Source organism: Robertmurraya dakarensis (assembly GCF_900156875.1).
Lineage (GTDB): Bacteria > Bacillota > Bacilli > Bacillales > Cytobacillaceae > Robertmurraya > Robertmurraya dakarensis.
Map to the genome: position 1 here is coordinate 182,768 of NZ_LT707408.1, position 11,768 is coordinate 194,535.

The 11,768-nt window shown below is 48.3% G+C and carries 3 protein-coding genes, 28 tRNA genes, 5 rRNA genes, 1 pseudogene and 3 other annotated features (1 of these 40 cut by a window edge); all 37 genes and pseudogenes read left to right on the forward strand.

The window, feature by feature from the left end; genetic code table 11:
* Positions 1-216, forward strand: a sequence feature (23S ribosomal RNA rRNA prediction is too short) (it extends 1,497 nt beyond the left edge of the window).
* Between the two features lie 58 nt (positions 217-274).
* Positions 275-391, forward strand: a 5S ribosomal RNA gene (gene rrf / locus CZ487_RS01920).
* Between the two features lie 202 nt (positions 392-593).
* A tRNA-Met gene (locus tag CZ487_RS01925) sits at positions 594-667 on the forward strand.
* 57 nt (positions 668-724) lie between these two features.
* Positions 725-801 (forward strand) — tRNA-Asp (locus CZ487_RS01930).
* A gap of 217 nt (positions 802-1,018) precedes the next feature.
* Complete coding sequence (gene tsaE / locus CZ487_RS01935) at positions 1,019-1,474, forward strand: tRNA (adenosine(37)-N6)-threonylcarbamoyltransferase complex ATPase subunit type 1 TsaE (RefSeq protein ID WP_077210602.1); 456 nt, start codon at positions 1,019-1,021, stop codon at positions 1,472-1,474.
* Positions 1,471-2,172, forward strand: coding sequence for a tRNA (adenosine(37)-N6)-threonylcarbamoyltransferase complex dimerization subunit type 1 TsaB (tsaB, locus tag CZ487_RS01940; protein WP_077210603.1), 702 nt, complete (start codon positions 1,471-1,473; stop codon positions 2,170-2,172). The genes tsaE and tsaB overlap by 4 nt, the downstream gene beginning before the upstream one ends.
* Positions 2,173-2,183: 11 nt before the next feature.
* The gene (rimI, locus tag CZ487_RS01945; RefSeq protein WP_077210604.1) at positions 2,184-2,633 is read left to right on the forward strand and encodes a ribosomal protein S18-alanine N-acetyltransferase; all 450 of its coding nucleotides are present in this window, start codon (positions 2,184-2,186) and stop codon (positions 2,631-2,633) included.
* A 17-nt stretch (positions 2,634-2,650) separates the two neighbouring features.
* Positions 2,651-2,833 (forward strand): annotated as a pseudogene (locus CZ487_RS27905) (tRNA (adenosine(37)-N6)-threonylcarbamoyltransferase complex transferase subunit TsaD); the annotation flags it as partial.
* Positions 2,834-3,219: a sequence feature (23S ribosomal RNA rRNA prediction is too short), on the forward strand.
* Between the two features lie 15 nt (positions 3,220-3,234).
* Positions 3,235-3,496 (forward strand) — a sequence feature (23S ribosomal RNA rRNA prediction is too short).
* Positions 3,497-3,566: 70 nt separating this feature from the next.
* Positions 3,567-3,683 (forward strand): 5S ribosomal RNA (rrf, locus tag CZ487_RS01955).
* Positions 3,684-3,739: 56 nt separating this feature from the next.
* Positions 3,740-3,814 (forward strand) — tRNA-Glu (locus CZ487_RS01960).
* 5 nt (positions 3,815-3,819) lie between these two features.
* Positions 3,820-3,895, forward strand: a tRNA-Val gene (locus CZ487_RS01965).
* A gap of 9 nt (positions 3,896-3,904) precedes the next feature.
* Positions 3,905-3,980 (forward strand) — tRNA-Thr (locus CZ487_RS01970).
* Positions 3,981-3,987: 7 nt separating this feature from the next.
* Positions 3,988-4,063: transfer RNA gene (locus CZ487_RS01975), tRNA-Lys, on the forward strand.
* Positions 4,064-4,072: 9 nt separating this feature from the next.
* Positions 4,073-4,154 (forward strand) — tRNA-Leu (locus CZ487_RS01980).
* Positions 4,155-4,174: 20 nt separating this feature from the next.
* Positions 4,175-4,249, forward strand: a tRNA-Gly gene (locus tag CZ487_RS01985).
* A 9-nt stretch (positions 4,250-4,258) separates the two neighbouring features.
* Positions 4,259-4,347 (forward strand) — tRNA-Leu (locus tag CZ487_RS01990).
* 35 nt (positions 4,348-4,382) lie between these two features.
* A tRNA-Arg gene (locus CZ487_RS01995) sits at positions 4,383-4,459 on the forward strand.
* An 11-nt stretch (positions 4,460-4,470) separates the two neighbouring features.
* Positions 4,471-4,547, forward strand: a tRNA-Pro gene (locus CZ487_RS02000).
* 19 nt (positions 4,548-4,566) lie between these two features.
* A tRNA-Ala gene (locus tag CZ487_RS02005) sits at positions 4,567-4,639 on the forward strand.
* A 100-nt stretch (positions 4,640-4,739) separates the two neighbouring features.
* A tRNA-Ile gene (locus CZ487_RS02010) sits at positions 4,740-4,813 on the forward strand.
* A gap of 11 nt (positions 4,814-4,824) precedes the next feature.
* A tRNA-Ser gene (locus CZ487_RS02015) sits at positions 4,825-4,917 on the forward strand.
* Positions 4,918-4,937: 20 nt separating this feature from the next.
* Positions 4,938-5,011: transfer RNA gene (locus CZ487_RS26275), tRNA-Met, on the forward strand.
* A gap of 3 nt (positions 5,012-5,014) precedes the next feature.
* Positions 5,015-5,091, forward strand: a tRNA-Asp gene (locus CZ487_RS02025).
* Between the two features lie 50 nt (positions 5,092-5,141).
* Positions 5,142-5,214, forward strand: a tRNA-Phe gene (locus tag CZ487_RS02030).
* 7 nt (positions 5,215-5,221) lie between these two features.
* Positions 5,222-5,305, forward strand: a tRNA-Tyr gene (locus CZ487_RS02035).
* An 11-nt stretch (positions 5,306-5,316) separates the two neighbouring features.
* Positions 5,317-5,390: transfer RNA gene (locus CZ487_RS02040), tRNA-Trp, on the forward strand.
* Positions 5,391-5,399: 9 nt separating this feature from the next.
* Positions 5,400-5,475 (forward strand) — tRNA-His (locus CZ487_RS02045).
* A gap of 12 nt (positions 5,476-5,487) precedes the next feature.
* Positions 5,488-5,562 (forward strand) — tRNA-Gln (locus CZ487_RS02050).
* 8 nt (positions 5,563-5,570) lie between these two features.
* Positions 5,571-5,644, forward strand: a tRNA-Cys gene (locus tag CZ487_RS02055).
* 13 nt (positions 5,645-5,657) lie between these two features.
* A tRNA-Leu gene (locus CZ487_RS02060) sits at positions 5,658-5,739 on the forward strand.
* Positions 5,740-5,755: 16 nt separating this feature from the next.
* Positions 5,756-5,829 (forward strand) — tRNA-Gly (locus CZ487_RS02065).
* Positions 5,830-5,837: 8 nt separating this feature from the next.
* Positions 5,838-5,914 (forward strand) — tRNA-Ile (locus CZ487_RS02070).
* An 18-nt stretch (positions 5,915-5,932) separates the two neighbouring features.
* Positions 5,933-6,007, forward strand: a tRNA-Asn gene (locus CZ487_RS02075).
* 11 nt (positions 6,008-6,018) lie between these two features.
* A tRNA-Ser gene (locus CZ487_RS02080) sits at positions 6,019-6,109 on the forward strand.
* A gap of 10 nt (positions 6,110-6,119) precedes the next feature.
* Positions 6,120-6,193 (forward strand) — tRNA-Arg (locus CZ487_RS02085).
* A 474-nt stretch (positions 6,194-6,667) separates the two neighbouring features.
* Positions 6,668-8,217, forward strand: a 16S ribosomal RNA gene (locus CZ487_RS02090).
* Positions 8,218-8,660: 443 nt separating this feature from the next.
* Positions 8,661-11,592, forward strand: a 23S ribosomal RNA gene (locus CZ487_RS02095).
* A 58-nt stretch (positions 11,593-11,650) separates the two neighbouring features.
* A 5S ribosomal RNA gene (gene rrf, locus CZ487_RS02100) occupies positions 11,651-11,767 on the forward strand.
* The 16S, 23S and 5S rRNA genes sit together here with 26 tRNA genes alongside, the layout of an rRNA operon.
* Position 11,768: the final 1 nt, after the last annotated feature.

Sequence of the window (11,768 nt, forward strand, 5' to 3'; positions counted from 1 at the left end):
TGGTGTACCAGTTGTTCTGCCAAGAGCATCGCTGGGTAGCTATGTGCGGAAGGGATAAGTGCTGAAAGCATCTAAGCATGAAGCCCCCCTCAAGATGAGATTTCCCATAGCGCAAGCTAGTAAGATCCCTGAAAGATGATCAGGTTGATAGGTCAGAGGTGGAAGCGTGGTGACATGTGGAGCTGACTGATACTAATCGATCGAGGACTTAACCAATTTAAAAGATGCTTGTCAAGTTATCTAGTTTTGAGGGAACAAACCTCAAACCAAATAGTCTGGTGACGATGGCGAGAAGGTCACACCCGTTCCCATACCGAACACGGAAGTTAAGCTTCTCAGCGCCGATGGTAGTTAGGGGCTGTCCCCTTGTGAGAGTAGGACGTCGCCAGGCGGTTAAATAATTTCACCATGTTTACACTTAAAGCATAGAATACTATGTGAATAATATTATCGCGGGGTGGAGCAACGAGCATATCTCCACTGAAAATACTGCGAGTTGTACCGATCGAGTTGCTGCTTAGAGAAACTTCTTGAGATCGGGACAGTCATTATGCTCACTTGAAGCATAGGATTTACTATGTTATTAATATTATCGCGGGGTGGAGCAGTCTGGTAGCTCGTCGGGCTCATAACCCGAAGGTCGCAGGTTCAAATCCTGTCCCCGCAATCAAGTTTTTTCAAGGAAGAGAAGGAAAGATATTTTCTCGTACCTCGAAAAATCTCTGGTCCGGTAGTTCAGTTGGTTAGAATGCCTGCCTGTCACGCAGGAGGTCGCGGGTTCGAGTCCCGTCCGGACCGCCATTTAAATAATAAATTAACAACGAAACTAAGTTTCGTTTTTTTTATGCATTAAATCCTTAATTTGGAAAGTGGCATTTTTGCTCAATTGACAAAATTAAGGTAAACTACATATGTGATCATGAATCCTTAGGACACGCATCCTAAGGTTTTTTAATAGGTGTGCGAACGAGATATTAACCATATAGATAAAATGCTAAGAATAAAAGGTGATAAAGATATGAGTGAATATGAGTTTATTTCGACTCAGACACAGGATACACTAGATTTTGCGAAAAGGCTTGCTGCACTTTTACAGCCGAGTGACGTCATTGCATTAGAAGGAGACTTAGGTGCAGGAAAAACTACATTTACTAAGGGACTAGCCTTAGGCCTGGATATAACAAGAACTGTTAATAGTCCTACTTTTACTATTATTAAAGAGTATAACGGAAAGATGCCATTATACCATATGGACGTGTATCGTTTGAGTGATTCCAGTGAAGATCTGGGGTTTGATGAGTACTTCGAAGGCAGTGGAGTAACCGTTGTTGAATGGGCTCATTTAATTGAAGAACAGCTTCCGGAAGAGATTTTGACCATTCAATTAAGACATACTGGGGATGATACGAGAAAAATCGTGTTACAACCAAAGGGTCCGAGGTATGAGCAATTATGTAAGGAGTTATTTTCATGAAAATTTTAGCCATCGATACTTCTAATTATGCTTTGGGGATTGCCGTCATTGACGGGGAAAAGGTGATAGGGGAATATATCACTAACGTAAAGAAGAATCATTCCATCCGTGTCATGCCCTCTATTGAAAGGTTGTTACTGGATTGTGATTTAAAGCCCGCGGATTTAACAAAAATTGTTGTAGCAAAGGGACCAGGATCTTATACAGGTGTTAGAATAGGGGTAACCATTGCAAAGACATTGGCATGGACCTTAAACATTCCTCTTGTCGGAGTTTCAAGTTTAGCGATTTTAGCTTCATCAGTAGGGCGTTATTACCAAGGAAGTGTCTCTCCTTTATTTGATGCAAGAAGAGGACAAATTTATACTGGTCTATATCGTTATGAGGATGCGAAATTTACGACAAGTGTAGAGGATCAAATTCTTTTAGCGAAGGATTGGGCAGCACAACTGAAAGAATCGTCAGAGCCTATTCTTTTTGTCGGGAATGATCTGCCATTACATAAGTCTACTTTAACTGATATTCTGGGTAGTCAGGCGCTTTTTGCAGAGATAACGGAACATAATCCACGTCCAGCGGAGTTAGCGCTATTAGGAACGGATATGGAAGGGGAAGAGATTCATTCCTTTGTTCCGAATTATATTCGTTTGGCAGAGGCGGAATCGAAATGGCTGGAGGCCAATAAATTAAAGGACTAGGAAGAAAGAATATGAATAAACAATTAACTTTCAGATACATGGAAGAAAAGGATATTGATCAAATATTAAAGGTTGAGCATGAATCCTTTACAACTCCTTGGAGCAGAGAATCATTCGAAAATGAGTTAACGAAAAATCAGTTTGCTGTGTATATCGTATTTGAAGAAGAAAAAGAGGTATTTGGGTATTGTGGAATGTGGCTCATAGCAGATGAAGCGCATATAACCAATATTGCCCTGCTTCCGCAGTATAGAGGGAAAAAACTAGGGGAAGCCTTATTGAGAAAAGTGATCGAGGTTGCAAGAGAAAAGGGAGCGAAATCAATGACATTGGAAGTTCGAGTAACTAACTATATTGCTCAGTCCCTTTATCGGAAGCTAGGGTTTCAAGATGGTGCAATACGAAAAGGCTATTATACAGATAATCACGAAGATGCTTTAGTAATGTGGGTGAATTTATGAAAAAAGATCAATATATTATGGGAATCGAAACAAGCTGTGATGAAACAGCTGTCGCTATTGTAAAAAATGGCCGTGAAATAGTTGCGAATGTTGTTGCTTCACAAATAGAAAGTCATAAACGCTTTGGTGGAGTTGTCCCTGAAATTGCTTCCCGGCACCATGTAGAACAGTTGACAGTGGTTCTTGAAGAAGCAATGGAAAAAGCAAACCTCCACTTTTCTGATATCGATGCTATCGCGGTCACAGAAGGACCTGGATTGGNAAGGTTCCCTCAGAATGGTTGGAAATCATTCGTAGAGTGTAAAGGCACAAGGGAGCTTGACTGCGAGACCTACAAGTCGAGCAGGGACGAAAGTCGGGCTTAGTGATCCGGTGGTTCCGCATGGAAGGGCCATCGCTCAACGGATAAAAGCTACCCCGGGGATAACAGGCTTATCTCCCCCAAGAGTCCACATCGACGGGGAGGTTTGGCACCTCGATGTCGGCTCATCGCATCCTGGGGCTGTAGTCGGTCCCAAGGGTTGGGCTGTTCGCCCATTAAAGCGGTACGCGAGCTGGGTTCAGAACGTCGTGAGACAGTTCGGTCCCTATCCGTCGTGGGCGTAGGAAATTTGAGAGGAGCTGTCCTTAGTACGAGAGGACCGGGATGGACGCACCGCTGGTGTACCAGTTGTTCTGCCAAGAGCATCGCTGGGTAGCTATGTGCGGAAGGGATAAGTGCTGAAAGCATCTAAGCATGAAGCCCCCCTCAAGATGAGATTTCCCATAGCGCAAGCTAGTAAGATCCCTGAAAGATGATCAGGTTGATAGGTCAGAGGTGGAAGCGTGGTGACATGTGGAGCTGACTGATACTAATCGATCGAGGACTTAACCAATTTAAAAGATGCTTGTCAAGTTATCTAGTTTTGAGGGAACAAACCTCAAACCAAATAGTCTGGTGACGATGGCGAGAAGGTCACACCCGTTCCCATACCGAACACGGAAGTTAAGCTTCTCAGCGCCGATGGTAGTTAGGGGCTGTCCCCTTGTGAGAGTAGGACGTCGCCAGGCAAGGCCCCTATTTTGGGGCTATTATTTTGTCTTACTTTAAAGGTAAAATTTTCTTTGGCCCGTTGGTCAAGCGGTTAAGACACCGCCCTTTCACGGCGGTAACACGGGTTCGAATCCCGTACGGGTCACCATAAACGGAGGATTAGCTCAGCTGGGAGAGCACCTGCCTTACAAGCAGGGGGTCGGCGGTTCGATCCCGTCATCCTCCACCATAAAAATATGCCGGCCTAGCTCAATTGGTAGAGCAACTGACTTGTAATCAGTAGGTTGGGGGTTCAAGTCCTCTGGCCGGCACCATTTTCGTGAGCCATTAGCTCAGTCGGTAGAGCATCTGACTTTTAATCAGAGGGTCGAAGGTTCGAGTCCTTCATGGCTCACCATTTTTATTTGCGGGTGTGGCGGAATTGGCAGACGCACTAGACTTAGGATCTAGCGCCGCAAGGCGTGGGGGTTCGACTCCCTTCACCCGCATTAGTAAATATAAATACCCTGCGGAAGTAGTTCAGTGGTAGAACACCACCTTGCCAAGGTGGGGGTCGCGGGTTCGAATCCCGTCTTCCGCTCCAGAACTATCTGCCGGGGTGGCGGAACTGGCAGACGCACAGGACTTAAAATCCTGCGGTAGGTGACTACCGTACCGGTTCGATTCCGGTCCTCGGCACCATATTTTTTACAAAGTGAAATAACTTACTCTTATACGCGCCCGTAGCTCAATTGGATAGAGCGTCTGACTACGGATCAGAAGGTTATGGGTTCGACTCCTGTCGGGCGCGCCATTTAAGCATTACGGGAAGTAGCTCAGCTTGGTAGAGCACTTGGTTTGGGACCAAGGGGTCGCAGGTTCGAATCCTGTCTTCCCGACCAGTTCAAATAATTCTATTATGGGGCCTTAGCTCAGCTGGGAGAGCGCCTGCCTTGCACGCAGGAGGTCAGCGGTTCGATCCCGCTAGGCTCCATTTTCTATGCCATTATGGCGGTGTAGCTCAGCTGGCTAGAGCGTACGGTTCATACCCGTAAGGTCGGGGGTTCGATCCCCTCCGCCGCTATAAAATTAATGGACCCTTAGCTCAGCTGGTTAGAGCAGACGGCTCATAACCGTCCGGTCGTAGGTTCGAGTCCTACAGGGTCCATTTATATATATGGAGGAATACCCAAGTCTGGCTGAAGGGATCGGTCTTGAAAACCGACAGGCGGGTTAAACCGCGCGGGGGTTCGAATCCCTCTTCCTCCGCCATAAAACCTTAATAAAATTATCGCGGGGTGGAGCAGTCTGGTAGCTCGTCGGGCTCATAACCCGAAGGTCGCAGGTTCAAATCCTGTCCCCGCAATTTGGTCCGGTAGTTCAGTTGGTTAGAATGCCTGCCTGTCACGCAGGAGGTCGCGGGTTCGAGTCCCGTCCGGACCGCCATCTTATTCCAGTAGGTATCTACTGTTAATATAGATTTTTTCTTTTCGTGTGGCTCAGTAGCTCAGTCGGTAGAGCAAAGGACTGAAAATCCTTGTGTCGGCGGTTCGATTCCGTCCTGAGCCACCTTTTTGGAGGGGTAGCGAAGTGGCTAAACGCGGCGGACTGTAAATCCGCTCCTTAGGGTTCGGCGGTTCGAATCCGTCCCCCTCCACCATTACGCTATATAGGGATATAGTTTAAAGGTAGAACAGAGGTCTCCAAAACCTCCAGTGTGGGTTCAATTCCTACTATCCCTGCCAATAAATATGGCGGTTGTGGCGAAGTGGTTAACGCATCGGATTGTGGCTCCGACACTCGTGGGTTCGATTCCCATCAATCGCCCCATTTATATTATTTTGGGCTATAGCCAAGTGGTAAGGCAACGGACTTTGACTCCGTCATTCGTAGGTTCGAATCCTGCTAGCCCAGCCAATTTTAATGGCAGCATAGCCAAGTGGTAAGGCAGAGGTCTGCAAAACCTTTATCACCGGTTCAAATCCGGTTGCTGCCTCCATTAATTTAGAACTGCCGGTGTGGCGGAATTGGCAGACGCGCACGACTCAAAATCGTGTTCCTTCTGGAGTGTCGGTTCGACCCCGACCACCGGTATTGTCGACTCCTATTTGCGGGTGTAGTTTAATGGTAAAACCACAGCCTTCCAAGCTGTTGTCGTGGGTTCGATTCCCATCACCCGCTCCAAATATAATGGGCCTATAGCTCAGCTGGTTAGAGCGCACGCCTGATAAGCGTGAGGTCGATGGTTCGAGTCCATTTAGGCCCACCATACGTAAAATAGTATTACTCCGCAGTAGCTCAGTGGTAGAGCATTCGGCTGTTAACCGAACGGTCGTAGGTTCGAATCCTACCTGCGGAGCCATTTTTTTATATGGGGAAGTACTCAAGTGGCTGAAGAGGCGCCCCTGCTAAGGGTGTAGGTCGGGCAACCGGCGCGAGGGTTCAAATCCCTCCTTCTCCGCCAGTAGAAAAAAGCGCCTTTAGCTCAGCTGGATAGAGCAACGGCCTTCTAAGCCGTGTGTCAGAGGTTCGAATCCTCTAAGGCGCGTTAGAGCACTTATTTAACTCATAGATTAAACATTGTGTTCGTGCTTGACGAAAACCAACGTTGTTTTCTTCTTTTTTTTCTTCTTTATTATTTTAGTAACTATATAAAGGCTTCTACCCCATTAGTGATTTATGATCAAAAGTTTTGATGCTCTTTTTAACTTGATCTACAAGGTGTTGATTTGAGTTATCAATACTGTACAGTTATGACACTGAAGTTTTTTTAAAAAAAGAAGTTGACTTCTACGAAACAAAATGTTATATTAATTCTTGTCGCTAAAAAGCGAGCTACAATCTTTTTTATCTTAAATAAAAAAAGATTTTAAAAAAAGAAGTTGACTTCTACGAAGTTAGATGTTACAATTAATTTTGTCGTCGCTTCGGCGGAGATCGAAAAAATAGTTCTTTGAAAACTAAACAAAGCAGAAACGTCAACGTTTTAATTTTAGATTTATTTAAGAGCTAATCTTACTCTTTTTTGGAGAGTTTGATCCTGGCTCAGGACGAACGCTGGCGGCGTGCCTAATACATGCAAGTCGAGCGGACTTTTAAAAGCTTGCTTTTAAAAGTTAGCGGCGGACGGGTGAGTAACACGTGGGCAACCTGCCTGTAAGACTGGGATAACTTCGGGAAACCGGAGCTAATACCGGATAATGTTTCTCCTCTCATGAGGAGAAACTGAAAGATGGTTTACGCTATCACTTACAGATGGGCCCGCGGCGCATTAGCTAGTTGGTGAGGTAACGGCTCACCAAGGCGACGATGCGTAGCCGACCTGAGAGGGTGATCGGCCACACTGGGACTGAGACACGGCCCAGACTCCTACGGGAGGCAGCAGTAGGGAATCTTCCGCAATGGACGAAAGTCTGACGGAGCAACGCCGCGTGAGTGATGAAGGTTTTCGGATCGTAAAACTCTGTTGTTAGGGAAGAACAAGTATCGGAGTAACTGCCGGTACCTTGACGGTACCTAACCAGAAAGCCACGGCTAACTACGTGCCAGCAGCCGCGGTAATACGTAGGTGGCAAGCGTTGTCCGGAATTATTGGGCGTAAAGCGCGCGCAGGCGGTCTCTTAAGTCTGATGTGAAAGCCCCCGGCTCAACCGGGGAGGGTCATTGGAAACTGGGAGACTTGAGTGCAGAAGAGAAGAGTGGAATTCCACGTGTAGCGGTGAAATGCGTAGAGATGTGGAGGAACACCAGTGGCGAAGGCGACTCTTTGGTCTGTAACTGACGCTGAGGCGCGAAAGCGTGGGGAGCAAACAGGATTAGATACCCTGGTAGTCCACGCCGTAAACGATGAGTGCTAAGTGTTAGAGGGTTTCCGCCCTTTAGTGCTGCAGCAAACGCATTAAGCACTCCGCCTGGGGAGTACGGCCGCAAGGCTGAAACTCAAAGGAATTGACGGGGGCCCGCACAAGCGGTGGAGCATGTGGTTTAATTCGAAGCAACGCGAAGAACCTTACCAGGTCTTGACATCCTCTGACACTCCTAGAGATAGGACGTTCCCCTTCGGGGGACAGAGTGACAGGTGGTGCATGGTTGTCGTCAGCTCGTGTCGTGAGATGTTGGGTTAAGTCCCGCAACGAGCGCAACCCTTGATCTTAGTTGCCAGCATTCAGTTGGGCACTCTAAGGTGACTGCCGGTGACAAACCGGAGGAAGGTGGGGATGACGTCAAATCATCATGCCCCTTATGACCTGGGCTACACACGTGCTACAATGGATGGTACAAAGGGCTGCGAGACCGCGAGGTTTAGCCAATCCCATAAAACCATTCTCAGTTCGGATTGCAGGCTGCAACTCGCCTGCATGAAGCCGGAATCGCTAGTAATCGCGGATCAGCATGCCGCGGTGAATACGTTCCCGGGCCTTGTACACACCGCCCGTCACACCACGAGAGTTTGTAACACCCGAAGTCGGTGGGGTAACCTTTTGGAGCCAGCCGCCTAAGGTGGGACAGATGATTGGGGTGAAGTCGTAACAAGGTAGCCGTATCGGAAGGTGCGGCTGGATCACCTCCTTTCTAAGGATGAAAAGAAAAGCGGAGGCGACTGTCCAGCTTTGAGAGACGTTGGAGAGCCGGTCATGCAAATCCCGGTTTTGGATTTGTGTGGACGGATTGAAACGGCCGAAAAGCTAGGAGCCGAAGCTAGACACAAAACCAATTACGTAGACGTTTTCTGACTTTGTTTAGTTTTGAGAGAATTATCTCTCAAGTTTTATCATGCATATTCAAACGTTGAAGGGCTTTCTTTTAAGACTTTCTTTGTTTTGAATTTATTTGCTCCTGCGCCGCAGTGATTCGAGGAAGTGTTTCCTCAGCTCGTCGCAAGGCTGCATGAAGAATAGTCAGGAAGTCAATCATGATGTGATTGAAATTCGTGGCCTTGTTCCTTGAAAACTAGATAACAAATTTGACAAGACATCATTTTTAAACAAGTAAGTTCTTTTTTAACATTAACTGATGGTTAAGTTAATAAGGGCGCACGGTGGATGCCTTGGCACTAGGAGCCGATGAAGGACGGGACTAACTCCGATATGCTTTGGGGAGCTGTAAGTAAGCTTTGATCCAGAGATTTCCGAATGGGGAAACCCTCCATCTTTAATCGGATGGAATCTTTACCTGAATACATAGGGTAATGAAGGCAGACCCGGGGAACTGAAACATCTAAGTACCCGGAGGAAGAGAAAGCAAACGCGATTCCCTGAGTAGCGGCGAGCGAAACGGGATTAGCCCAAACCAAGAGGCTTGCCTCTTGGGGTTGTAGGACACTCTATACGGAGTTACAAAAGAATGAGGTAAACGAACAAGCCTGGAAAGGCTGGTCAGAGAAGGTAAAAACCCTGTAGTTGAAACTTCATTCTCTCTTGAGTGGATCCTGAGTACGGCGGGACACGAGAAATCCCGTCGGAAGCTGGGAGGACCATCTCCCAAGGCTAAATACTCCCTAGTGACCGATAGTGAACCAGTACCGTGAGGGAAAGGTGAAAAGCACCCCGGAAGGGGAGTGAAAGAGAACCTGAAACCGTGTGCCTACAAGTAGTCAAAGCCCTTTTATGGGTGATGGCGTGCCTTTTGTAGAATGAACCGGCGAGTTACGATTACATGCGAGGTTAAGTTGAATAGACGGAGCCGCAGCGAAAGCGAGTCTGAATAGGGCGAATGAGTATGTGGTCGTAGACCCGAAACCAGGTGATCTACCCATGTCCAGGGTGAAGTCCAGGTAACACTGGATGGAGGCCCGAACCCACGCACGTTGAAAAGTGCGGGGATGAGGTGTGGGTAGCGGAGAAATTCCAATCGAACTTGGAGATAGCTGGTTCTCTCCGAAATAGCTTTAGGGCTAGCCTCACGATCAAGAGTCTTGGAGGTAGAGCACTGTTTGGACTAGGGGCCCTCATCGGGTTACCGAATTCAGACAAACTCCGAATGCCAAGTACTTATGCGTGGGAGTCAGACTGCGAGTGATAAGATCCGTAGTCAAAAGGGAAACAGCCCAGACCACCAGCTAAGGTCCCAAAGTATACGTTAAGTGGAAAAGGATGTGGAGTTGCTTAGACAACCAGGATGTTGGCTTAGAAGCAGCCACCATTTAAAGAGTGCGTAATAGCTCACTGGTCGAGTGACTCCGCGCCGAAAATGTACCGGGGCTAAACGTATCACCGAAGCTGTGGGTGGACACTTACGTGTCCGCGGTAGGAGAGCGTTCTAAGGGCGTTGAAGCTAGACCGTAAGGACTGGTGGAGCGCTTAGAAGTGAGAATGCCGGTATGAGTAGCGAAAGATGGGTGAGAATCCCATCCACCGAATGCCTAAGGTTTCCTGAGGAAGGCTCGTCCTCTCAGGGTTAGTCGGGACCTAAGCCGAGGCCGAAAGGCGTAGGCGATGGACAACAGGTTGATATTCCTGTACCACCTCATTACCGTTTGAGCGATGGAGGGACGCAGGAGGATAGGGTAAGCGCGCTGTTGGATATGCGCGTCCAAGCAGTTAGGCAGAGAAATTGGCAAATCCGTTTCTCGTGTAAGCTGAGCTGTGATGGCGAGGGAAATATAGTACCGAAGTTCCTGATTCCACACTGCCAAGAAAAGCTTCTAGCGAGGTAGTAGGTGCCCGTACCGCAAACCGACACAGGTAGGCGAGGAGAGAATCCTAAGGTGAGCGAGAGAACTCTCGTTAAGGAACTCGGCAAAATGACCCCGTAACTTCGGGAGAAGGGGTGCTTTTTAGGGTGCATAGCCCTGAAGAGCCGCAGTGAATAGGCCCAGGCGACTGTTTAGCAAAAACACAGGTCTCTGCGAAGCCGCAAGGCGAAGTATAGGGGCTGACGCCTGCCCGGTGCTGGAAGGTTAAGAGGAGAGGTTAGCGCAAGCGAAGCTTTGAATTGAAGCCCCAGTAAACGGCGGCCGTAACTATAACGGTCCTAAGGTAGCGAAATTCCTTGTCGGGTAAGTTCCGACCCGCACGAAAGGCGTAACGATCTGGGCACTGTCTCAACGAGAGACTCGGTGAAATTATAGTACCTGTGAAGATGCAGGTTACCCGCGACAGGACGGAAAGACCCCGTGGAGCTTTACTGTAGCCTGATATTGAATTTTGGTACAGCTTGTACAGGATAGGTAGGAGCCGTGGAAACCGGAGCGCTAGCTTCGGTGGAGGCGTCGGTGGGATACTACTCTGGCTGTATTGAAATTCTAACCCGCACCCCTGATCGGGGTGGGAGACAGTGTCAGGTGGGCAGTTTGACTGGGGCGGTCGCCTCCTAAAGAGTAACGGAGGCGCCCAAAGGTTCCCTCAGAATGGTTGGAAATCATTCGTAGAGTGTAAAGGCACAAGGGAGCTTGACTGCGAGACCTACAAGTCGAGCAGGGACGAAAGTCGGGCTTAGTGATCCGGTGGTTCCGCATGGAAGGGCCATCGCTCAACGGATAAAAGCTACCCCGGGGATAACAGGCTTATCTCCCCCAAGAGTCCACATCGACGGGGAGGTTTGGCACCTCGATGTCGGCTCATCGCATCCTGGGGCTGTAGTCGGTCCCAAGGGTTGGGCTGTTCGCCCATTAAAGCGGTACGCGAGCTGGGTTCAGAACGTCGTGAGACAGTTCGGTCCCTATCCGTCGTGGGCGTAGGAAATTTGAGAGGAGCTGTCCTTAGTACGAGAGGACCGGGATGGACGCACCGCTGGTGTACCAGTTGTTCTGCCAAGAGCATCGCTGGGTAGCTATGTGCGGAAGGGATAAGTGCTGAAAGCATCTAAGCATGAAGCCCCCCTCAAGATGAGATTTCCCATAGCGCAAGCTAGTAAGATCCCTGAAAGATGATCAGGTTGATAGGTCAGAGGTGGAAGCGTGGTGACATGTGGAGCTGACTGATACTAATCGATCGAGGACTTAACCAATTTAAAAGATGCTTGTCAAGTTATCTAGTTTTGAGGGAACAAACCTCAAACCAAATAGTCTGGTGACGATGGCGAGAAGGTCACACCCGTTCCCATACCGAACACGGAAGTTAAGCTTCTCAGCGCCGATGGTAGTTAGGGGCTGTCCCCTTGTGAGAGTAGGACGTCGCCAGGCA